This is a genomic window from Paludibacterium sp. B53371, from assembly GCF_018802765.1.
In the GTDB taxonomy this organism is placed as follows: Bacteria; Pseudomonadota; Gammaproteobacteria; order Burkholderiales; family Chromobacteriaceae; genus Paludibacterium.
The window spans coordinates 363,970-386,373 of the sequence record NZ_CP069163.1; the positions used below are offsets into that span (position 1 = coordinate 363,970).

The 22,404-nt window shown below is 54.8% G+C and carries 15 protein-coding genes; 4 read left to right on the forward strand and 11 right to left on the reverse strand.

Translation table 11 applies throughout. The annotated features are described in order from the left end of the window. Positions 1–46 precede the first annotated feature (46 nt). The 3 genes from JNO51_RS01780 (at position 47) to JNO51_RS01790 (ending at position 1,186) form a co-directional block, all read left to right on the forward strand. Positions 47–292, forward strand: a complete 246-nt coding sequence (locus JNO51_RS01780) for a DUF2798 domain-containing protein (protein WP_215780688.1) — start codon at positions 47–49, stop codon at positions 290–292. Position 293: 1 nt separating this feature from the next. Then, positions 294–725 carry a carboxymuconolactone decarboxylase family protein gene (locus JNO51_RS01785; protein ID WP_215780691.1) on the forward strand — a complete coding sequence of 144 codons (432 nt, stop codon included), beginning with the start codon at positions 294–296 and terminating at the stop codon, positions 723–725. A 77-nt stretch (positions 726–802) separates the two neighbouring features. Beyond that, entirely contained in the window at positions 803–1,186 is a 384-nt protein-coding gene (locus tag JNO51_RS01790) for a hypothetical protein (RefSeq protein WP_215780693.1), read from the forward strand. A 205-nt stretch (positions 1,187–1,391) separates the two neighbouring features. On the opposite strand, the gene JNO51_RS01795 is transcribed toward JNO51_RS01790, so the two are convergent. The 8 genes from JNO51_RS01795 to JNO51_RS01830 form a co-directional block, all read right to left on the reverse strand. Further along, a complete protein-coding gene (locus JNO51_RS01795; protein ID WP_215780696.1) occupies positions 1,392–1,958 on the reverse strand; it encodes a GNAT family N-acetyltransferase in 567 nt (188 codons plus the stop codon). Between the two features lie 78 nt (positions 1,959–2,036). After that, a complete protein-coding gene (gene btsR, locus JNO51_RS01800) occupies positions 2,037–2,756 on the reverse strand; it encodes a two-component system response regulator BtsR (RefSeq protein ID WP_215780698.1) in 720 nt (239 codons plus the stop codon). Next, positions 2,756–4,453, reverse strand: a complete 1,698-nt coding sequence (locus JNO51_RS01805; protein WP_215780700.1) for a sensor histidine kinase — start codon at positions 4,451–4,453, stop codon at positions 2,756–2,758. Before JNO51_RS01805 ends, btsR begins: the two co-directional genes overlap by 1 nt. Positions 4,454–4,524: 71 nt before the next feature. After that, positions 4,525–5,937: an L-serine ammonia-lyase gene (locus tag JNO51_RS01810; protein ID WP_215780702.1), complete on the reverse strand. Its 1,413-nt coding sequence runs from the start codon at positions 5,935–5,937 to the stop codon at positions 4,525–4,527. 91 nt (positions 5,938–6,028) lie between these two features. Further along, entirely contained in the window at positions 6,029–7,318 is a 1,290-nt protein-coding gene (locus tag JNO51_RS01815) for an HAAAP family serine/threonine permease (RefSeq protein WP_215780704.1), read from the reverse strand. Between the two features lie 635 nt (positions 7,319–7,953). Further along, positions 7,954–8,667, reverse strand: coding sequence for a hypothetical protein (locus JNO51_RS01820; RefSeq protein WP_215780707.1), 714 nt, complete (start codon positions 8,665–8,667; stop codon positions 7,954–7,956). 322 nt (positions 8,668–8,989) lie between these two features. Continuing rightward, entirely contained in the window at positions 8,990–9,253 is a 264-nt protein-coding gene (locus JNO51_RS01825) for a hypothetical protein (RefSeq protein ID WP_215780709.1), read from the reverse strand. A gap of 403 nt (positions 9,254–9,656) precedes the next feature. Next, entirely contained in the window at positions 9,657–15,173 is a 5,517-nt protein-coding gene (locus tag JNO51_RS01830) for a DEAD/DEAH box helicase (protein ID WP_215780711.1), read from the reverse strand. Between the two features lie 161 nt (positions 15,174–15,334). Between JNO51_RS01830 and JNO51_RS01835 the strand changes: the two genes are divergently transcribed. Further along, positions 15,335–16,554 (forward strand): IS3 family transposase gene (locus JNO51_RS01835; RefSeq protein ID WP_215777831.1). Its coding sequence is split into 2 segments (ribosomal slippage): positions 15,335–15,677 and positions 15,677–16,554, totalling 1,221 coding nucleotides; the frame shifts between segments, so codons are not numbered across the junction. Positions 16,555–17,567: 1,013 nt separating this feature from the next. Here JNO51_RS01835 and JNO51_RS01840 read toward each other — a convergent pair. From JNO51_RS01840 to JNO51_RS01850, 3 genes are all read right to left on the reverse strand, one after another. Then, positions 17,568–19,439: a hypothetical protein gene (locus JNO51_RS01840; RefSeq protein WP_215780713.1), complete on the reverse strand. Its 1,872-nt coding sequence runs from the start codon at positions 19,437–19,439 to the stop codon at positions 17,568–17,570. Positions 19,440–19,462: 23 nt separating this feature from the next. Further along, positions 19,463–20,722: a hypothetical protein gene (locus tag JNO51_RS01845; RefSeq protein WP_215780715.1), complete on the reverse strand. Its 1,260-nt coding sequence runs from the start codon at positions 20,720–20,722 to the stop codon at positions 19,463–19,465. Between the two features lie 404 nt (positions 20,723–21,126). Continuing rightward, positions 21,127–22,392, reverse strand: coding sequence for a Druantia anti-phage system protein DruA (locus tag JNO51_RS01850; protein WP_215780719.1), 1,266 nt, complete (start codon positions 22,390–22,392; stop codon positions 21,127–21,129). Positions 22,393–22,404 lie beyond the last annotated feature (12 nt).

The following is a 22,404-nucleotide window of genomic DNA, read 5'->3' on the forward strand; positions in this document are numbered from 1 at the left end:
AAGTGGGTGAGGTAAGGTGGCTGGCATTCCAGCAGAGGAGATCTCGATGAACCATGCCTTGAAAGTCCGCCTGTTGTTTTCGCTGCTGATGTCGCTGTGCATGTCAGCACTGATGTGCGGCTGGGTTACCTGGCTCAACCTCGGCCTGAGCGCCGATTATCTGGCGCGCTGGGGCCATGCCTTCGTCCATGCCTGGCCGGCGGCCTTCACCGTGGTGCTGCTGCTGGCGCCGACCCTCCAGCGGTTGACCCATTACCTGCTGCGAACCCACACAGTCATCAAAGGAGTTTGATATGTCGACCTTGCGCCAACCCTACTACACCCTGTCGCCCGAAGCATTTGCCGGGCTGCGCCAGACCAAAGCCGCACTGGAAAACAGCCCGCTGGGCGCCGAGCTCATCGAGCTGGTGTACCTGCGCATCTCGCAGATCAACGGCTGCAGCTACTGCCTGGAGATGCACAGCAAGGCCCTGCGCCAGCGCGAAGTCCCACAGCCCAAACTGGATGCCCTGGCCGGCTGGCAGGCCAGCAGCCGCTTCAGCGAGCGCGAGCGGGTGGCCCTGCAGTGGGCCGAATCGCTGACCGCACTGCCCGACCGCCAGGCCGCCGATCAGGATTACCAGCCCTTGCTGGCACACTTCAGCGCCCGGGAAATCAGCGATCTGACCTTTGCCGTGGCACTGATGAATGCCTTCAACCGCCTGGCCGTCGGCATGCGGCAGTAAGCGCGGGCGCAGGATGGCGGTAGTGTGCCGGGCCGCCGACAGGTAGAATCGCGTCTTACCCATTCCCGGTGGCATCTATGGCAGGCAAGAAAGCACCCCCCCCCAACAAGGCCGTGCAGCAGGAAGCGCTCAAGCGCTGGCAGCGCAGCGAGACGGCGTGCCGCTCACTGATGGACACCCTGTTCCAGCTGCAGCGCGACAAAGGGGAAACCCTGCCGGAGCGGGCACAGCAATATCTGTCGATGACCGCCATCCACTACCGCAAAATCCGACACGGCCGGGTGATCAGCGCCACGGATTTCAACAGCTGCGTCGAAGTCTGCCAGCATGCATTGCGCACCCTGCAGGCGCTGGATACCACGCAAACCTTCGAGGGCTGGCCCCAGGCCGAGGCACTGCAACAGGCCGGCAAACTGGCCGAAGGCGTGCTGGCCGACTACCAAAAACTCAAAGGCCGCTGAAACGCCAACAGACGCGCCAACAGACGGGGTCCGCCAACAGACGGGGTCAGGTCTTGTATTTTGCATCAAGATGCGCCAACAGACGGGGTCAGGTCTTGTATTTTGCATCAAGATGCAAAATACAAGACCTGACCCCGTCCTACGCAAGACCTGACCCCGTCCTACGCAAAATACAAGACCTGACCCCGGCTGTTTTCGTCGTTGGTTAGCGGATGAAGGCATACAGGCAGGTATCGCGCAGTTCGCCTGTCGGTGTCTTGCGCTCATGGCGCATGATGCCTTCCAGTGCAAACCGGCAGCGTTCCGCCACGGCACGACTGGCCTGATTGGCGGCATCGGACTGGATCTCCAGCCGGTGCATGGCGAGATGCTCAAAGGCAAACTGCACCAGCCCGGTGACGGCCTCGCTGACTAGGCCCTGGTGATGAAAGCGCTTGCGGCACCAGTAGCCGATTTCCGCTTTCGGCACCGACCAGTCCAGGCGGTGCAGCCCGCAACACCCCACAAACTGATGGTCCTGCTGCAGAAACATCAGCATCGGCAAGTCGCTGCGCGCCAGAAACGCCGCATGACCGTTGCGGCAAAACTGCTCGGAAGCTTGCGGTGACGGTTCGTGCTGCGCCCAGGGCAGGGAGGCCGGCCAGGCGCGCAAGTCCGGCAGCGTTTCGCTGACGGCGGCGAACAGGGCGGCACCATCGCCGGGCCGCGGGGCACGGACCAGCAGCCGTTCGGTTGCAAAGTGATCAGGAAAGTCGAGCAGGATGGGTGTCATGGTATCGGGAAGCTGGTTTCCAATACCGATATCATACCGCGATAGAGTGAACCTGCCTGGCCCGCGCAACAGCCTCGCTCAGGCGATGCCGAGCTGCTCTTTGATGTCGGGCAGCAGACGGCGGCTGATCGGCAGGACGCGACCGCTGCGCGTGACGAATTCCGCCAGGCCGCTCTCGAGGTACTGCAGTTTTTCCACCTGATCGACATTGATCAGATACTGCCGGTGACACCGCATCAGCGGCGTGCGTTGCTGCAGCACATTCAGCCGCAGACTGGTGAGATGCTCCTTGCCCAGCGTATCCCGTACATAGACCCCGGTGGTGCGCGACTCGATGTACTCCACCTCTTCCATCTTCAGAAACACGATCGACTGCAAGCTGAAACAGGGAATCTGGCGCAGATGCTTGGCCTCGGGCAGGGCACTGAAATCCTGGTGGATCAGACTGTGCCGCAGCCGGTCGAGCGTCAGCGCCAGACGATCTGCCGTCACCGGCTTGAGCAGATAGTCGAAGGCATTCTTCTCGAAGGCACTGACGGCATATTCGTCATAGGCGGTGAGAAACACAATGAACGGCATGTGTTTGGGGTCCAGCATGCTGAGCATTTCCAGGCCGGTGACCTGCGGCATCTGAATATCCAGAAACACCACGTCCGGCTTGTCGGTATGAATGCGGGCCAGCGCCTCCAGCGCGTTGCCGCACTCGGCGAGAATCTGGATATCCCGGGCCGGCTCCAGCGAGCGCCGCAGCGCCTGCCGGGCATGGACTTCGTCATCGACGATCAATGCGGTGATCATTAGCTTGCTGCCTCCAGAGGAATCCGGACCGTGGCCCGGGTGACAACATTGCGTTCACAGCTCATGGTGACGCCGTAGGATTCGCCGTAACGGGTCTTGATGCGCCGGTCGACGATATTCATGCCCAGGCCGCCGCTGCTGCCCGGATCGTACAAGCCGGCATTATCCTCCACCACCAGCTCCACCCCCTGCTCATTCTGGCGGGCGCTGATGCGGATCACCCCGGCACGGATCATCTGCGAAGTGCCATGCTTGATGGCATTTTCCACCAGCGGCTGCAGGGTAAAAGCCGGCACGCGCACCCGCAACAGCGGCTCGGGCAGGTCGAACTCGACCGACAGCCGGTCGGCAAAGCGTGCCAGCTGGATGCGCAGATAGGCATCAATGTGTTCAATTTCATCCGACAACTGCACATCCTCGGTCGGGCGCTTGAGATTCTTGCGCAAAAACACCGCCAGGTCGGTCAACAGCCCGCGCGCCTTGTCGACGTCGTCGTGGGTGACGGCAATGATGGTGTTGAGCGTGTTGAACAGAAAGTGCGGGTTGACCTGCGCATGCAGCAGCTTGAGCTCCGATTGCAGCAGCAGGCTCTTCTGCCGTTCGAAGCGCCCGTCGAGAATCTGGTTCGACAACAGCTTGGCAATCCCCTCGCCCAGCGTGCGGTTGATGGTCGAGAAAATCCGGGTTTTCGGCTCGTACAGCTTGATGGTGCCGATCACCTGCTTGTCTTCGCCGACCAGCGGAATCACCAGCGAGGAGCCCAGCTTGCAGTGCGGACTGATCGAGCACTGATAGGGAATTTCGTTGCCATCGGCGAACAACACTTCGTTATTGGCGATGGCATGCAAGGTATGCGGCGAGGTAATCGGCGTGCCGGGCAGATGATGATCGGCCCCGATCCCGATGAAGGCCAGGATTTTGTTGCAGTCGGTGATCGCCACCGCGCCGACGCCGGTCTGATCGTAGATGATGCGCGCCACGCGCATACTGTTCTCATGATCAAAGCCGTCACGCAGCACCCCATCCACATGGGCGGCGATTTCCAGCGCCTTGGCGGAGAACGCGCGCGAGTGTTGCTCCAGGCTGTCACGCCGGTCCAGCAGGATCTTGGCAAACACCGCGGCACCGGCCGAGTTGGCGATCAGCTCCGGCAGCACAATCAGGTAGACAATATGCAGCGCCTGATCGAATGGCCGCGACAGCGCCAGGTCGATGCCCATTTCCAGCAGGATGGTGACAAAGGTCAGCCCGCCGGCCAGCAGCGGACTGAACAGCAGACGGGTCTTGCCGCGACGGATCAGATAACGGTGCGTCAGGCCGCCGATCAGCCCTTGCATCACGATGTCGAGCGAGGCCGCCAGACCGAAAGAGCCGCCGAGGAAGTAACGGTGGATACCACCGGTAATGCCGACCGCCAGGCCGACCACCGGGCCGCCCAGCAGACCGCCCAGCACCGCGCCGATGGCGGGCGTATTGGCGATGGCATTGCCGCTGACCACCGGAAAACCGAGCAGCGTTCCCATGATGCAGAACGCGGTAAAGATGACATAACAGGCCAGACGGTGCGGCCAGCGAATGGTGGCACGCGTCAGGGGAATGAACAGCCGGGTCCGGCTCAGGGCGTAGGCGACGGCCAGGTAGACGCACATCTGTTGAAGCAACATCACCGACAGCGTGATGACCGAGTGCAAATCCATCCTGACCCCTTTTCCTGTTTCGTTCGCCGTCGCCCTTCGCCGGCTGGTGTTCCTTTAATGGTGCGGTGCGCTTACGGCGCCCAGCAGACGCATTCTGCCTCATTGTCTGCCGAGCAGTTGTGCACCGGTGCCGCCAGCTTCAGCGCCAGACCGCCACACGACGTTTCCCGATACTTGGCGCTCATGTCCTTGCCGACTTCCAGCATGACTTCGATGACCTTGTCGAGGGGAACGATCGGCGCACTGGTACGGGCCAGCGCCATGCGTGCTGCATTGATGGCCTTGACCGCGCCCATGGCATTGCGCTCGATGCAGGGAATCTGAACCTGGCCGCCGACCGGGTCGCAGGTCAGGCCCAAATTATGCTCCATGGCAATTTCAGCAGCAATGCATACCTGCTCAGGCGAGCCGCCCAGCAGCTCGGCCAGACCGGCCGCGGCCATCGAGCAAGCCACACCAATTTCCCCCTGGCAGCCCACTTCGGCGCCGGAGATCGAGGCATTGGTCTTGAACAGGGTGCCAATGGCGGCGGAAGACAGGAAGAAACGAATGCAACGCTCTTCATCCAGCGGGCTGATGAACTGATTGTAGTAAGCCAGTACCGCCGGCACGATGCCGCAGGCCCCGTTGGTCGGCGCGGTCACCACACGGCCACCGGCGGCATTCTCTTCCGCCACCGCCAGGGCAAACATATTGACCCAGTCGACAATGCTCATCGGATCGCGCGACAGCGATTCGGCCGCCGTCAGACGACGATGCAGCGCCGAGGCGCGACGCGGTACGCGGAACGGGCCCGGCAGCACGCCTTCGGCCTTCATCCCGCGCGCCATGCACTGCTGCATGGTTTGCCAGATATGGTCGAAGTAGGACTGAATTTCTTCCTGAGTGTGCAGGTGCAACTCGTTTTCCATCACCAGACCGGACAGCGACAGCCCGGTGCTCTGGCAATGCGCCAGCAGCTCGGCGGCCGTGCGGTAAGGGTAGGGGCCGACCGGCGCGCCATCTTCTTCTGCCGCGCTGTCGCCATCTTCGATGACGAAGCCGCCACCGATGGAGTAATAGTTCTTGTCCAGCAGCAGTTGCTCGCCGCCAAACGCCTTGATGGTCAGACCGTTCTCGTGCCGCGGCAGGTTGGAGCGGTGGAAGGTCATGGCCTTGTTGGAGAACTCGACAACCGGACCATCATGCCCCAGGCGGATGCGTTCGGTCTTGCGAACCTGCTGAATCAGTACCGGGATGGCGGTGACATCGACGGTGTCGGGCAGTTCGCCCATCAGGCCGAGCAACAGCGCCACGTCGGTCTTGTGACCCAGCCCGGTCAGTGCCAGCGAGCCGAACACGTCGATCTGCAGGGAGGTGGCCCTGGAGAGCAGGCCGCGTGCGCGCAGATCATCGACAAAGCGGCGAGCGGCATTCATCGGACCAAGCGTATGCGAGCTGGAAGGACCGATCCCGACTTTATACAGATGGAACATGCTGATCATGATGTGATTTCCTTATGCGTTTCGCGCGCCAGCCGGATCCCCGGCCCCGACGGGACGGGTGCGGGGGCCGGATGACGCGCGAATGGGAGGCTTAGAGACCGAGCAGCTTGTAGAGGATGGCCGACATGGCGATCGCACCGATGAATACCACCAGGACGTTACCCGGCTGGTTGGCATACTTGCGCATTGCCGGCACCTTGCGGATGGCGTACATCGGCATGATGAACAGCATGGCGGCGATGATCGGGCCACACAGCGAGTCGATCATGTCCAGGATGCTCGGGTTGACCGTGGCCACACCCCAGATCGACAGGAACAGGAAGGCCATGATGCCGCGGTTGATGGTCTTGGCCTGACGTTCAGCCTTCTCGGTACCGATTTGTTGCGCGATCAGACCATGCAGGCCTTCACGTGCGCCCAGATAGTGACCCAGGAAGGACTTGGACATGGCGATGAAGGCCACGGCCGGTGCCACCAGCGCGATGATCGGGGTTTGGAACTTGTTGCCCAGGTAGGACAGGATCGAGATGTTCTGAGCCTTGGCAGCCGCCAGGTCAGCCGGCGACAGGGCGAAGACGCAGCTGAAGACGAAGAACAGCACCACGGCAGTCATCATCATGACAGCGTACTTTTCAATCTGTTCTGCCTTGCGCACACCGTTCTTGCCATAACGCTCTTGCTGAGCCACGGCAAAGCGCGAGATCACCGGCGAGTGGTTGAAGGCAAACACCAGAACCGGGATGCTCAGCCACAGGGTGTAGCTGAACTTGCCGGCGCTCGGCACGCCACCTTGCAGGATGGCACCGTTCCAGGACTTGGTCAGATACAGCGCCAGACCCAGCAGCACGAAGATGAACGGATAAACCAGCCAGCCCATCACACGCACGACCATTTGCTCGCTGCTGGCCACGATGGCGATCAGCATGGCGGTCAGCACGAAGGCCAGCGGCGCGCGCGGCAGGGCTTCCATGGCCAGTTGGTGGGTGACGAAGCTTTCGACCGTATTGGTCAGGCCGACACCGTAGAGGAACAGAATCGGCAGAATGGTGAAGAAGTACAGCAGGGTGATCAGCTTGCCGGCAGTGGCGCCGAAATGCTCACCGACCACTTCGGTAATGTCGCTGCCCGGCTTGGACGAGGACAGGATGAAACGGATCAGGCCACGGTGAGCCAGATAGGTCATCGGAAAGGCCAGTACGGCCATGACCAGCAGGGGCCAGATACCGCCCAGGCCGGCATTGATCGGCAGGAACAAGGTGCCAGCGCCGATGGCGGTGGCAAACAGACCCAGAACCCAACTGGTATCGTGGGAACTCCAGGCGGGGGTAGCAGCGGTGCTGACCGCACCACTGTCGCGTACAACTTCGCTTGATGACGACATTTTCTTATCTCCCTGATGACAGTAATCGTCCAGAGTGGACTTCTGACGCAGCGAAGTTTAGAGATAAATAATGTACAAAAAAGAAGAATGTTCCGAACGGCGGAATAGGGAATTGAACGGTTGTGTGGGGACAGGAGCGGCGACGGTGGGCGATGACCGGGGCATGCAAAGCGTCATGGAACTCCCTTATTGCGTAACACTCTATAGCCCATGAACCACACGCCGGGAGCCATGATGCGCCATCGAATATTGATGGATTGAATTGGCGCATTGCATTGATGCATTGCATTGATGCATTGCCTTCGGCGAATGCATCCTACGCGAATGCACCATTGGCGCATTGCCTTCGGCGAATGCACCCTACGCGATGCATTGATGCATTGCCATTCGGCGAATGCATCCTACGTAGGGCGCACTCTTCAAGTGCGCCGTCCACATTGCATTGGCGCATTGCATTGATGCATTGCCTTCGGCGAATGCATCCTACGTGAATGTGTCCTACGTGAATGTGTCCTTCGGCTGTAGGGCGCACTCTCCAAGTGCGCCGTCCGCATTGCATTGGTACATTCGCCGAGTGGCAATGCACCACAACAATGCGCCAAAGGAATGGCGCACTTGAAACGTGCGCCCTTACGCTACATTTTTTTACATAATGTATCGGCAATGGCGGCGATGACCGAGGACCCATTCAGCGCGACATCATATTGTTCCCGGACCGCGCCATCAAAGTTGAGTGTACGAATGGTGCCGTATCCACGCTGACAGTCTGCCGTCGCCATGACGTACTCGTTGTAGGTGGTGGTGTCCGCCTGTACATCTTTCAGGCTGAGCAATGCAGCAATGGCGGGTTTGCCACCGAATGTGCGCCTGCGGACGGTGTCCGGCAGGATGGAGTATTCATTGCGCGATTGGGTGGCCGTCACCACCAACTGCCACTTGTCGCCATTCTCGGCGTGTGAAATCTTGCCGGTGCTGTTGTCCCAGCTGGTACAGGCCATACTGCCCAGATTATCGGCAACGGTCTTGCCATAGCGGACAAACTCGTCCTTGCCGGTGAACTTGCCCTGCATGTCGTTGTAAAACAGATAGCCGTAGCCTTTTCGGCAGGTGTCCAGCAACACGACAACCTGGCCGAACTCATAGGTGTCTTTTTGCTTGTCTTTGACCTGATAAACATAGACATAACCAGCGTTTTTCTTGCCATCCACTCTGGTCAGGTGGCCGCTGAGTTTTTTGCCTTGCCATACAGTGTTGGACGATTCTGTAATCGTTACCCAGCTGCTGTCCGTTTCCTCTGCCCAAGACGCTTGGGCTAGCAAATTACCGACCAGCAACACCAGAATAAACATTCTGGACATATGTGTACCCCCCTTGGCATCACCAGGCCTCAGGCCTGATGGTTTTATTTGGACTGTCAGCTATCTTCCGGTATGAGAAAAAGGCTGTCTAGCCCGTTTCGGGGGATACGGCTTTTCGATGTGTAGGGCGCATTCGCGTAGGGCGCATTCGCGTAGGGCACATTCGCGTAGGGTGCATTCGCCGAAGGCAATGCACCGATGCAATGCACCGATGCAATGCACCGATGCAATGCACCGCAGCAATGCACCGCAGCAATGAACCAAACCGACCCCCCCGGGGGGCTTAACACCCCCCGGCCTCCAGTTGAATGTCCTACTCCGCCAACAACACCGTGCAGCCCGCCAATTGCCGCATGGGTACCGCCTGCGGCAGATACAGCCAGCTCTGGCCATTGACCCTGGCCAGTGACCAGTCAAGCCGGCCATCGACGATCAGGCGGCATAGCCCCGGCTGGGACAGCGCTTCACGCGGTGGGCACAGCTCGGAAACCAGCTCAAACAGCGGCATGAACGACGACGGATGAGAACGGCGATTTGTGAAGTGGGACAGGGGTGAATTACCATGCTTGGCAGCCATACTGACTCCTCACGAGAGTTGGTTTGGTTAGCGGGTCCGTCGGTGTGTCAGCACCTTCGGGCCCGCGCCTCTTTCACGGCATCATTGCCGCGCCACATACCCTAGCGAATGCGATGACAGATCCGCAAGTTTGCGCGGTCATCCGTCCTGGAGAGCACCGTAGGGCGCACTCTTCAAGTGCGCCGATGGGGGGGATCTTGGTGGGGGGGGCGGTTTTTGGGCCGAAGGAGCCATTGATCCGAGTAGTGGACAATGGCTGCTTTACACAAATATCCGGGCACACCCTCCTCCCAGCTAACCGAACGATCTCATCTTGCGATTTCCGGGAGGAGACACGGCTTGTTCCTCTGTTTGCCGAGCTAACATTGGGGCATGGCTTGTCCATGCCCCTTCATGTGATTACCTAGCGGAACATAGCTCGTATCTGTTGGTGAGCATCTGGTACGTTCGCTCTGAGTAAATATTCGTTCAGAGCCAGACTCCCATTCACATGAGATGCATCTTTAACCTTATGAACGAATTCAGGCCTACCGATGAGTCCAGGAAAGGATCCCAAGGCGATTCGGTGTCCGCCACTCTCGACCAAAATTGGCGCCTCTGGCACTTCACTCTTAATGCAATGAAAGCCATCCAATTCCAGACTAGAGCACAGTTGGGACAAAGTGGTTGCTTGGTCTTCTGGAGATGCGCATTGTGGCTCTTGCCCATGCACGGCATAACGGAGAAGTGCAGCCCCTAGCTTTCTGTCCAGCCTCCCTTGTATGTGCTGGTTGTGGAAGTGGTTGAGGCATTCAGTGCAAGAAGTGTCGCACGTACACTCTTCAAGCAATGCGAGTGTAGCTTCCAATATCTCAGGTAGGTTCCTGGCTGCGACCTCGGCGTAGCCCGCCCCGCCTGAGAGTGTGTCGTATAAAAAGACGTCCAACATCCGGGCTTCGTTTTGGAGCTCTGGGACAATCCGGAAGCCTGAACCGAACTCTGCCGGGTCAAGGTCCAACTGCTTGTGCCGGCTCGCCGCGAGTCGAAGTGCTTCGGCGATTGTATGAAGTGCGTCCTCCAGCATTCGCAGCGCAATTGCGTTCGAGGTATCGGTCACAAGCGGGGCTACAATCCTCAGCCTTAGCAGCAGTAGATCCGTACTGAAGTCATGGCCCAGAAGCACGTGTTTGAATGCACCGGAACATAGTTCTGGAGTCCCTGGTGGTCCGATGTGCCTGTAGGGACGCTTGTGCGCTCCCTTCCCGGGGGAGTATTCGTCATAAACGGATGCCGCACCACACTCTCCACAGACTAAGAATCCTCCTGCTGAGCTACTATCTTTGCCTCGATTGACGGTGACTAGCCTACGGTCAGTCGCATGGGTAAAACTTGCGTTCGGTCCGCAAGATCTGAACGTGAAAACTTCTGGATCAACTGGTTGTGGAAACTGGGCCATAGTGGCAAACGTAATCTCCTGCTCGTTGTCGTCGTCAGGCAGTTCTTTGGCGTCCTCGGGACCAAATACCTCTGGTTCGATCATGATTTCCTCGATCAAATTCCCTCCGCAGACTGGGCAGACGCTGTCGCCCCCCTGAGTATTATGGGGATTGCGGATAAAGGAGCACGCCGCGCAGTGGATAAGCCGTTTGGGATTTGCAAACAAAGGCCTGGCACGATTGACTTCACCTGCGGGGAGATCTGCGAATACCCCTCCAGACCGATATTTTTTCTTATCGATGACAATCAACCTGCCTGGTGCGTATTCGCTCAACGCTTGTGAGATCGACTGCTGTGGTCTCTGAACTGTGCGGACCTCTCGAATGCCTTTGATGTTTTTCTCGTATTTTTCCACCAGGAAGCTACAGAGGCTGGTGGGGAACGCGTAGCTAGGGAGAAAGCTATGGAAGAAAAGAAACTCTAGAAGATCTTCCTGTTCCAGTTTTTGCCCTGCGTTCTCACTAATCTCAGGGTCGTCGCTCTCTTCATTTTCATTCGAGGTAACAGGCGCCGGGACATCTGCTCCAAGACGGAGTAGATCAGCTAGAAAAACTTGAGCAACGTCCGTAAGCCACTGCTCTAAGGGGCGGCCTGCAGTGTCAAGGGACGAGGGAAGCCAAGCTACGACAGATGTCCTGAGGTCTCCATTTTCTATCAGGACTCGGCGGTCCACCCAATTCTTGAAATTTTCGAGGTTTAACCCAGTGGTTTGTGCCCCATGGAAAAATTCTCGAGTGGAACCTAATGATTTCTCAAGTCTCGACGTTGTTTCGCCAGAACCGTGAACACCTTGCTCCATGAGCTCATGGAAGAAGGTCTGGATCAAGTAGGCGTGTACATGCCTCCGGGCGATCTTCTCATTGTCCACCTTCACTTCAGGTGTACGTGGTGGTCCTGCAACGATCTCCTCGGGGTTCAGGTAGTAGTGGCTATCGTGAGGGCCGTTTTGAGAGTATGTCACTACGGTCGAAACTGAAGCACCTCGTCGGCCCGCTCGCCCAGCCCGTTGCTGATAGTTCTCTCTTTGCGGAGGGACGTTTCTTAGCGCTACCGCAACTAGCGAGCCGATATCCACGCCGACCTCCATGGTTGTAGTGCAACTTAGTATATCGATTGGCCTATCAGCGGCATCGATGAGCACATCTTGAAACCTTAATTCGTAGAGTTCGGTGGTTGCGTGGACACTGCTGCGATCACGATTGGACAGTTGTGCGGTGTGTTCTTCAACGCTGAGATTTGAAATCCGAGCCTCTGGGACTAGTGCTTCTTGTACGGGCATGCGCCAGAAGCCCTTGCGGGCGACCACGTAATCGCTTGTTGTGGGATCGACCTGTATCGTTCCTTCACTTCCGCAGGCAAGGCAAGTTTTTTCTCTAAAGGCGAACGGCATTAAGGCCGTGCACTCTGGGCACTGGGCCCATATATGAGACAGGTCAACCCTAAGGCGAAGAGAGTTCGGAGACAAGAACCATCCAACTTCCGTTTCTGATGCTAACTGGCTGCGAAATACAGCTTCAATAGCTTCTACTGTTTTTTTTCCCCAGTCTGGGAGGTTGATCAATGTCTCCCTGAGTGCACTATCAAACAGACCTTTTCCCCCCCCGTCTGGCCTGAAATAGCCTGCAGCTTTGCGTCGAAGTGTATGGTCGATAGATTCATCAAATGCAAAGTCCCCCAGTAGCGAATCTATCCAAGCTACCGCTAGGGCGCGGACTTCTTTCTCATCAAGCATGACCCCTGCAGCTTTAAGGTCTACACGTAACCTCTTGAATTTTGGCTGTGTGGGTTCTACAAAGCCAACCGTGGTTCCAGAAAGCGAATAATAATTGCCACACAGGAGCTTAAGCAGTGCAATCCGGTATCTTGCAGGAGGATCTAACGGCACGAATCCGTCACCCAACGCCTGTGTCAGGTCACTTTCGCAATCCCGTTCGTATTCGATACGGGCGGCCGAAATTTTGCTTGCATCCTGACCATCGAAAATTGGGAGATCGTGATCAGAAAGAACGGATAAGAAAGCGAGATAGAGGTTCTGGTTCGGCTTCGGTTCCAGACCAATTTCAGTCAGGCGTGCGCATGCTACTGCGATTGCTTGTCGGAACACGTCGAGTTCAATGTCCCGCGGAATGTCGCGTGCCAGTCGGGCTGCTTTCTGGCGACCGTCTGAAAATATAAGCACTTTTCGGCCACCATTAGGATGCTTTACGTCAACAGGGCGGCTGGCTGGCTGGCGAGCCATCTGTGTGCGGACCAATGTGGCGAATGGAGCCTCGCCTTTAGTCACATGATCCATAATTTTGGAGGGATCTTCCTTGGTCTTTCTTGTCTTACGCATGCAGACAGGGCAATTATCGAAGGTAATTCCATCCTTACCTGGAGCCATGTCCGGAACACGTACCTTTCGATAGCCCGATGCGTCTGCAGGGCATACTGAAGAAAGACTCCCTGTAGAAATATGCAGCCACTTATCCCTGTGACGGCTCCGCGGATGAACGTTTTCTTCAACCAAAATCTCGATAGGGGTGAGTTCAATAGTCTCACCCTCCGACAAAGGGCCGCTCGGTTGATGCCAGACGAAATTCATGTCCAAATTTACGTATCCACGGATGAACGCAGCACCGCAGTCACGATGAGTTAAAAGTTCGTAGACCCTCCCCTTTGACGTGCAGCCACACTGATCCAGTGGCTTCGTGTGAAGCCTTCCTAAGATGGTTGGACCACTGTGGGAGTTGAGCCTTTCTGTGCATTCTGGATCCACGCAGGCATAAAGACCCGGCAGGCCTCTGTGGAAGAGGTGTAACCGAGTTGGAATGAGGACTCGGCCGTCCGAGTGTCGACGGGCATAACTACCCAAGGCGAGTAACGTATCAGTTGCTCGCCTTGCCGTATCGGGATGACTCCCTGTGAATAGCTTCTCGCTTAGGGCGTCGAGTTTGACTGCTTTACCAGATACCGTCGTGATCAGTGCCTCTAGTGGTCCGAAGCCTGTCAAGTTCTCGAACAGCCAGTTCCGGAGTGAATCGTGGTCAACCGGGGGGAGTGGATTCCACCCCAAACGCGTCGCCAGAATCGTCAATGCCTCGCGTGCAGATTCCAAATCGTTGGCAGCGTCCTGAAAAGCCGTCAGATCAAAGTTAGCTAACGCCTCGGCTTCTTCGCGCGTGGCTGAGCGGGCTGCAGGGCGGGGTTCTTGGGTTCCTTGGATTACTCTGAACGCTCGATGAGAGGTCTCCGATAATCCAGTCAAGTCGCGGGCAAACCGCTCACCGTCCTCTACGGTGCCAAGGCTCGCGCTGGTAAGAATGCAACGCATGCGTTCACGTGGTATTTCCAGGCGTGCACACAGACGCCGAATAAGCAGGGCGACCTCTGCGCCGCCTGCGCCCCTGTACATATGGGCTTCGTCGAGAACGAGGATAAATTCATTTCTAGAGTCGGATTTGAGCCAATCCCTTGTTTGCTCGAATATTCTTCGTTCAATGGGGCGCATGAGCATGTATTCGAGCATGGAATAGTTTGTGATGAGCAGTTCCGGGCATTCCTGCTGCATTTCATGCCGAGTCATTAATTCACGATCACCAGGCTGTGTTTTAAGTCGATAGCGCCAGTTGTTCGCGATATGCTGTTGGCCAATTTTTTTCCCCGAGGAATAGGTCTTGGTTTGAGCTGACTCGAGTCCGTAAAATGCATCGAGATCTTTGCTTGGCCAACGACCGATGCGCTCCAATTCCCCTTTGACGACTGGTCGTTCTGCGACTTTGCGGTAGAATTCTTCAAAGAGCGGTTTGATGAACTGTTCGTCCCTCTTTGCGGACCTTTGTCCGGGATAGGGGGTGCGCCCAGTATAGCTACCGAAATGAATGGGTCTTAGTCGTCCTTTTGAGAGGACCTTGGCGGCTTCACTGTTGCCGAGCAATCGTCTTATGCGCGCAAGTTGATCGTTGACCAGAGCATTCATCGGATACAGTAGCATTGCTCTACAGCCCGGCCGTGCTGCGGATTCTGGCCGTTCTACCCCCTCTATGGCTAGTTTTCCGATGACAGGCATAAGAAAGCTTTCGGTCTTCCCTGAACCAGTACCGGTTGCGACAACCAAATCGGCAGCCTCTTGGCCCAAAAAGCTCGTTAGTGCTTGAGACTGATGTTCATATGGTTTGGGGTATAGGCCGACCCCCATATCCGCAAGTTGAGTAAGTGCATCGATTGCAGGCTTGGGAATTGGTAGGTTCGCGTATGTATCTCCTGTCTTGTATACAGGGGTCGCCTCCACATAGGGAACCTGAGCGATTGTTGTGTCCTTTCGAAGAAGCGCGTGTCGTTCTCTGACTAGACCCTCATTACGAATGTGGTATTGGGCCTCAATGTACTGTCTGAGACTTTCCGCCAAGCTCTTCGCGGTTTCGTGAACACCTGTAAGCTCTGTCTCTTTTGATGTCATACTCATTTGTTTCCTCTTATCGCTTCAATGCGTTCGTCCAACACTATTCCAAGACCCTTGAGTGCTTCTCGAACGACTGGCATCAATTCTGATGGGATGGACGAGCCCCCTGAAACATAGGACACCGATTCCCGCTTAGAATAAGGGATAGGTTTAAGGCTATGTTTATGACTAACACCAACAACAAGACAGACGTGCTCGGACCCGAGCGTCGTCGCCGCTGGAGCATCGAGGAGAAGCAGGCCATCGTTGCCGAGAGCTTCATGCCCGGCCAGTCGGTTTCCCTCGTTGCCCGCCGTCATGGGCTCAATCCCAATCAGCTGTTCAAGTGGCGCAAGCTTTATCAGGAAGGCAGCCTATCGGCGATTGCCGCGGGAGAAGAAGTCGTGCCCGCCTCTGAATTGGCTTCTGCCATCAAGCAAATACGCGAACTACAGCGACTCCTCGGCAAGAAGACGATGGAGAACGAAATCCTCAAAGAAGCCGTGGAAATCGCCCGCGCAAAAAAGTGGATTGCGCGCTCACCCTTATTGCCGGGGGAAGACCAGTAGCACCGGTCTGTACCTCGCTGGGGTTGGCGCGTTCGAATGTGATTCGCCGTGTGTCGCGTTCTGCCGATTGGCGGGATGGGCGTTCCTGTCGCTCGACCGACGATAGTGAGCTGGTCGAGGCAATTCGGGCCGCGATTTCGCCGCTGCCCAGCTACGGCTACCGCCGGACTTGGGGGGTGATTCGCCGGCAGCGAGAGGCCGGTCACTTGCCGCCGGTCAACGTGAAGCGCGTTTATCGCGTCATGCGCCAGCATGGTCTGCTGCTTCAGCGGCGGATCAAGCAACCAGGCACCCCGCGGCGCCATGATGGTAGGGTTGCTGTTGCCGACAGTAATCGCCGCTGGTGCTCTGACGGCTTCGAATTTCGCTGCGATAACGGCGAAAAGCTGCGTGTCGTGTTTGCGGAGGACTGCTGCGACCGTGAAATCATCAGTTGGACAGCCTCGACCGGGGGCTACACGGGCGACATGGTTCGAGATGTCATGTTGGAAGCTGTTGAGAAACGCGGCATTCAGTTGGGCATCTCGCCCGAGGTGGAATGGCTGAGCGACAATGGTTCGAGTTATATTGCCGCCGACACGCGGCTGTTTGCGCGAGAAATCGGCCTCAAGCCGTTAACCACGCCCGTCTGCAGCCCGCAGAGTAACGGCATGGCGGAAAGCATGGTCAAGACGCTGAAGCGGGACTACGTCGGCCATATGCCGAAACCGGATGCCCACACGGCCTACCGGAATCTGGCGATTGCCATTGAGCACTACAACGAGTTTCACCCGCATAGTGCGTTGAAATACCGCTCTCCACGAGAGTTTCGACGCCTGGCGGCTTCATCAACTTAAGCGTTGATCGGTGTCCTGTTATACGGGGGCAAATCCATGGGAATACGTGATGTGTTACTCCGGGACGCTCTCTTGCAGGCATGGGGAGTTGCCAGCCGAGAAGAAGAACTTTGGCTTCTCTATCTGGCAAGAGGCGGGTCAGCCTAAGAGTGGTTAGTCCTTGTGACTTGGTTGCCTTTACCCTATATGGACGGGTGGCTTTGACATCCAAATAAAAGCGAAGGCGTCTTGCATCAGTGGATGAAATGGAGCGTAGTCTTTTAAGATTTCCTCTGATGAATTCACCGATAAAGTATGAAAAAGCTTCTTGTCCGCTTCGTGTCCTACAGAGGATAAACTCCTTCTCTCCTGAAGGTAGTTCGGGCAGCCTGATCCATTTGGTGCATACGTAAGCGTGAGCTTCGCCTATGTCATTTGGAGTATCTGTGAGTTGCTCTTTTGCTTCAGCTATGAGCCGCTCTGCCCATGTCTGAAGTCCTTTCTCTGGCGCTCCTATCCATTCCTTTACTTCCCATATATCTGTCCAGTCTTTACATGCCGACTGCTCCACAAGTCGAACTCGCCCTAAAGTTTTGGCTGTCAAGGTTATGGCGCTAGGTAGCACTTCCAGGGGCCCGCCACCTAGTAAGACTGCATGCTCGTCATCTACTTGTATTGCATGAGGTGGAGCGGGGAGCCATCGACCTCCAGTGAGTCGTGCCATGTCGCCAAGAGCAGCCAAACTGTTGAGCACTTCCAGAACGCCTGGACGAGTATCGGTTCCTTGGCCAATCAGGTCTGGCCAAAGTGGCACTAGACGATGTTTGGCCATGTTTGCAAGGCGTAACGAGGCTGCGGGTTCCCACTCTTTTCGGTTTTCCCCTGGTGCGGAACACAAATGGGATGCCGCTCGAAGACATTCTGATATCGCCGAAATCCGAAGCCCTTCCCCGGTCATCCTGCAATGCATTCCCTTTGCTATGAGCATCATGGCTTGTTCTGCAGATGCCGCATTCCATTTCATCGGTAGCCCCTTAATATGGCGTATCGGCCTGCAGATCGGCCAACTCGCGGGCCGCTATGCGGATGATGTCCTCCGTATTTACCCCTTTTGCTTTTGCCCAAGGGACTGCCCAGTGGTACAAAATCGAGTGAAGGTCTCTTTCTGACTCTTCCCCATGAATAGATCTGAGAGTTGTGTATGCGCGGTGGGCGATACGCTTCCACAGTGCGCCACCGTCGAATTGAGCCTCGTTTAGAATTGAGCTTAATTGCTCAGCTTCTGCTGCTGTCGTTTGGGACTCAATGCGATCGATTTTCTCCCATGAATCTTTTGCGAGGCGGCCCCAAACTAGTTGAGGTAGTTTGGTAGACACCCCTTTCATTGCGAAGGTATCTGTATCGAATACGGGGCCTAACTCGGCCAACATACCTCCATCAGGGAATGTTGCAGGGCCTTGTGCCCACGTTGCGATCAGGGCGAGTTGTCCATGACAGTAGGTAGTGAATTGCCGTCGCACTACTACATCTCGAATGGGTGCGCCATAGACCTCAAAAGCTGAAAGGTTCGCCCCTTTCAAAATCAGGCAACTAGATGACTCTGCTACTGCTTTAATACAGTCTGATATCGGTCCATCAGAGATAAGTCCGACAGGTACCCGAACTTCATGGAATAGAGGGCCTCCAATTGCCGCAGCCACCGCGTCTGCGATCACGTCGGCGAGTGAACCTGTGAATTGGATCAACTGGCCTGTTACAAGAGCAGAAACAATCAGCCTGGATATAGTGATGGCTGTGCTCCTTGCAACCCCTGTTGCCAGAAGATTCGATACAACCATGACACACGCATTGTCGGTGGAGAGGATTTCATCGAAAGGCCCCTCTACCCTTCGTTCAAAAGGGCTAATTCGTTGGTTTGTTGTGGCCCTAATATTTCCGTTGGCCAAGATACCCTCTAAGGCGGTTACTCGATTAGCTAGAATGCCTAAGGCATTTGCGGTCATGGCCCAATCGACTGTCTGTTCCTGAAAAGCTGCCATCGTCGATTGAATAGAACTTACGTCTTTAGCAAGTGTGTCCCATTCTTTTCCTCGAGAGGCAAGGTTGTGAACACATTGCTCTATAGCATTAGATTGTTTTTCTCTAGCCAAAATGGATTCTGATAATTCGCTAATGGCGGTGGTGTGAGTTTCTATTCGCCTCTCGATAGAATCCACTTGTGAGGATGTTTTGTCGTGATCCGCATTTAATTTGGCTATTGCATATGCGTTTTTGTTATTGCTTTCAATTGCAGATTCTTGACTGAGGATTAATGCAGCGGAGGAATTCTCAATTTCTTTAATTCGATGAGTGAGAGTTTCAACTGAGGACTCTGATTTTTTGAGGCGAGATTCAATTTCTCCCAAATTTTTTGGCAGGGAGTCAATCAATCTATCTCTTGCAAGAGCACATTCCGGGAGAAATCGTTCGAGTATGGCAGCAGTGTCAGGATGGTTTGGAAAACAGCTAAATACGAATAATCGCTCAGCATCCTCCCTGGCGACTCCAGTGAAGTTGGTGGCAAGGTTTTTTAAAAAAGTTACCCCGGCTTCTGAGGTTGGTAGGGTGTTATCTCCAGGGGGGAATGTGTTGCCAAAATGCAGCCTAGCCCATGCTTCCCAAAGAAGAGAGAAACTTTGCCAGTCGAACGTTTGACTTGCTTGGGGGTTAATTAGGTGTCCGATTAGGCGCTTTTGTTTTTCTTTCAGTTCAACCTGTGTTCCGGGCCTAAATCCTTGGACTTTTGGTAAGCGGTCATACACTTTCCTGCGAAGATCTTGGGGGATTTCTTCGATGAACTCTACGACAGTGGCCTGACCCAATGCAGATATTCTCTCTTTGGCTTCTTGGCTGTACTGGTAACTCATGACGAGATATATTTCCCGATGTGTTAAATTTCAAAGCCGCTGGAGAGGATTTCCTTCAGCAGCGCACGGTAATGCGGTAAGAGTTTTTGTTCTGGCTTGACCAAGGACAATGTGCATACCAACGCAGCATCATCCCCACTTGTAATGGGGGGGGGAGTGACCTGTAGTTGGCGTAAGAAGCAGAGCAGTCGATTCCGTACTGCTGGCTGCAAATAGCTGCCCATTCGTTTATTACTAGTGCCGGTCAATGATCCGGGGAGATAGAGGCGCCCGAAGCCACCGAAATCAATTTCAACATTCGATTGTGGATCGGCAAAAGCTGATCTCAACTTGATTAAGATCTCCGATGGGACAAGTCGCATGGTTTGATTGAGAGGCGAGATTTCTTCCCCTGGTTGTATCGAATATTTTTCACGACCGAATGGACTTTCAATTATGAGTGATCCCTTCGCTCCAGGCGGGGTCGAAAAGTGTTCAAGTTGACTTTCTTGCTCTCTAGCTTCCTTTACGATAGCTACGCAGTTTTTTTTGTGCAGAGTCGCAACTTGGAGAGTGCCCGCTTTACTTCGGAAGGTAAACTCAATGGCAGAATAGCTGTGAGTGAAAGTCGGGATTGGGGTGAATGAAAAGAATTTTTCAAGCTCGGGGATATTTGTTGCCGTGACCTTAAGGAAATCAGTACCAGCAGGTTGTAGAGTAAATAATGCAGGTGATAGTGTCTCGCTGGTGGCAGTATGTTCAGTCGACGAGTTTTGAGCCAGCATGGTTGGACCACTACCGATTTTATTAGCCGGCATCCTGTTTGCTGATAGCAGGATATTGTCTGAATTTGTGCACTGGACCTCATTAAGACTTAAGTCATTTGTTAGAAACGGCCACACGACAGTGATAGATGGAGCAGGGGGGGCTATAGGTAACCCTGAGAAGGTACGCAGCCAATCGCTACATTTTTTTGATATCTGGTCAGGGATCATAACGAGAGCCAGTTGCCATCCCTGTCGGCTAGGCAGTTGCTCGACACTTAATTCAGCTGGGAATTTTGCATCTTCTGTACCCTTCCACAGCAGCGCGAATATCTCACCACTCCGTAACACATGTGACCTTGGGAAGCCTTTGGTTCCCCCTGCTCCATAGGCAGAAAAGGCCGCAGCCCCTACAAGTGGTAAGCCTGGACATTCGCGTTCTACATTTGCATAGAAAACCGGATCAGGTTTTCCACTGAAGGAGATAATACGGTAAGGTTCTGCTGACAGCTCGGCTGTGACTCGACGGCGGGTTTTCATCCCCCGCATATCTAGCTTTTGAATTCGACCTCCCACATCCAAATCGATTGTAGCCGCGCATTCATGACAGGAGGGAATTAACAGCTCTAGTGACCATCTGACACGGTTAGGCTCGTTTGGGATTAATAATCGGAGTTCCATACGCTGAACTTCCGATGATACGGAGGCATGGTCCTGGATGTGTTTCCATTGTTGTCCAAGAACAAAATTCTCACATGCAGGAGAGCCCAAACCTGGCCAATGGGCGAAGGATGGTGAAATTTTAGTACTTGATCGGTGGGTAACTCTAGTTTTACAGACTGGGCACATATAAGTGCTCCAGCGTGTTGCTGCTGCTGCTGACTCCAGCTTTCCGGTTAAGCGGTTGATAGCATACTCCACCCGTTTCTCCCTTTGCCGCTGAGCTAGACTGCTTTCCTTGTTGCTCCAGTGTTTACTAGTTGTGCATGTAAATTTACTGCTTGGTTTCCATATAAATTAATGAGGTCTCGAGAATCCCAATGGCGATATTCTGGCCTACGTTTCGAGCGGGGGATAACCCATCTGTCCAATGCTAAAGAAGCAATATCTTTTGCAGATAATAGTGAGGATATGTCGGGTTGGCCTTTACCTGTTTTGAGAATTTTGCTCGCATTGTTTGCTAGTTGACAGATAAAAACCTCTCGCTGTATTCCATGTTTCATCATGTCGTCCTTGAAGCCAAGAGCGGATAGAGCTGCCTTAGTTGTTCGCAAACGCCAGTTTGGTCCTTGGCCAAATCCATGTTGGTCTGCATAGGTATGGTCAATATCACGTAGGTAAGTACGTAATTCGTAAAATAACCAATCAGGAATGTGAAAGTGCCCCCATCCTCCCGTGTAACCAATTGATTCGAGATACTGAGTCCCATCAAGCTTCAATCGGTTATAAATAGATGAACGGCCCATCGAAGATGATGTTGTAATTGCAAGGAGTCTGGCGTTCTTTTCTTCATTGGAAATAACCCCAGTAGAGCGGCCGTAGACGTTTGAAAAATCGTCATAAAGATCGCGGCTTCGGAGGAGGCTGGCTACAAGCTTTCCTCCAAGAAGCGCATTGTAGGGTGGGAGCGCTCCAAGCACGTATGCGTCCATAAGGTTAACTAGGCGTGCGCTTCTATCGTGAGTGTCCCAACCGATATACTGATCTCTGACCGCAAGGTTAAAAACCGGGTCTCCAATAGCAATAAGACCAATCAGTTTTCCATTGCTTTCATCCCAGACTAGATAGCGGAGACGCCGACCGAATCCATTTGACACGGGAACGGACCAGGATAATGCAGCTAGTCTGAAGAGATCACCGTGTACGGTATTGGATGAAATACGCTCCAACACGGGGGATATTTTTTCAGGATTAACTTCCTTGCCAGATGCAAAGAATTGAAAAAGCTTTTTCCCTTTTCGGGATATAAATTGGCTATTTGCTAGTTGCCGTTCATCTCTCTGGTGTTGATGGAGCGATCGGATAGTGTCTTTTCCATGTCCTGGGGCCTGTAAAAGCCCTCCATCGGATTTTGTAAATCCTAGAGCTTGTAGGTGTTCACGCACCTTTCTTTTGAGGTTGGCCTCTCGAGGGTTGACGCAAACTACGGAAGGGCTCCCATTGGACATTTTTGCTTGTTTCCACTTAGAGGTTGTATCGCTTTCGGGCACTAAAAGTCCACG

Coding starts and splice junctions, on each gene's coding strand:
- JNO51_RS01780 (WP_215780688.1), top strand. CDS start 47: ATGAACCATGCCTTGAAAGTCCGCCTGTTGTTTTCGCTGCTGATGTCG.
- JNO51_RS01785 (WP_215780691.1), top strand. CDS start 294: ATGTCGACCTTGCGCCAACCCTACTACACCCTGTCGCCCGAAGCATTT.
- JNO51_RS01790 (WP_215780693.1), top strand. CDS start 803: ATGGCAGGCAAGAAAGCACCCCCCCCCAACAAGGCCGTGCAGCAGGAA.
- JNO51_RS01795 (WP_215780696.1), bottom strand. CDS start 1,958: ATGACACCCATCCTGCTCGACTTTCCTGATCACTTTGCAACCGAACGG.
- btsR (WP_215780698.1), bottom strand. CDS start 2,756: ATGATCACCGCATTGATCGTCGATGACGAAGTCCATGCCCGGCAGGCG.
- JNO51_RS01805 (WP_215780700.1), bottom strand. CDS start 4,453: ATGGATTTGCACTCGGTCATCACGCTGTCGGTGATGTTGCTTCAACAG.
- JNO51_RS01810 (WP_215780702.1), bottom strand. CDS start 5,937: ATGATCAGCATGTTCCATCTGTATAAAGTCGGGATCGGTCCTTCCAGC.
- JNO51_RS01815 (WP_215780704.1), bottom strand. CDS start 7,318: ATGTCGTCATCAAGCGAAGTTGTACGCGACAGTGGTGCGGTCAGCACC.
- JNO51_RS01820 (WP_215780707.1), bottom strand. CDS start 8,667: ATGTTTATTCTGGTGTTGCTGGTCGGTAATTTGCTAGCCCAAGCGTCT.
- JNO51_RS01825 (WP_215780709.1), bottom strand. CDS start 9,253: ATGGCTGCCAAGCATGGTAATTCACCCCTGTCCCACTTCACAAATCGC.
- JNO51_RS01830 (WP_215780711.1), bottom strand. CDS start 15,173: ATGAGTATGACATCAAAAGAGACAGAGCTTACAGGTGTTCACGAAACC.
- JNO51_RS01840 (WP_215780713.1), bottom strand. CDS start 19,439: ATGAGTTACCAGTACAGCCAAGAAGCCAAAGAGAGAATATCTGCATTG.
- JNO51_RS01845 (WP_215780715.1), bottom strand. CDS start 20,722: ATGAAAACCCGCCGTCGAGTCACAGCCGAGCTGTCAGCAGAACCTTAC.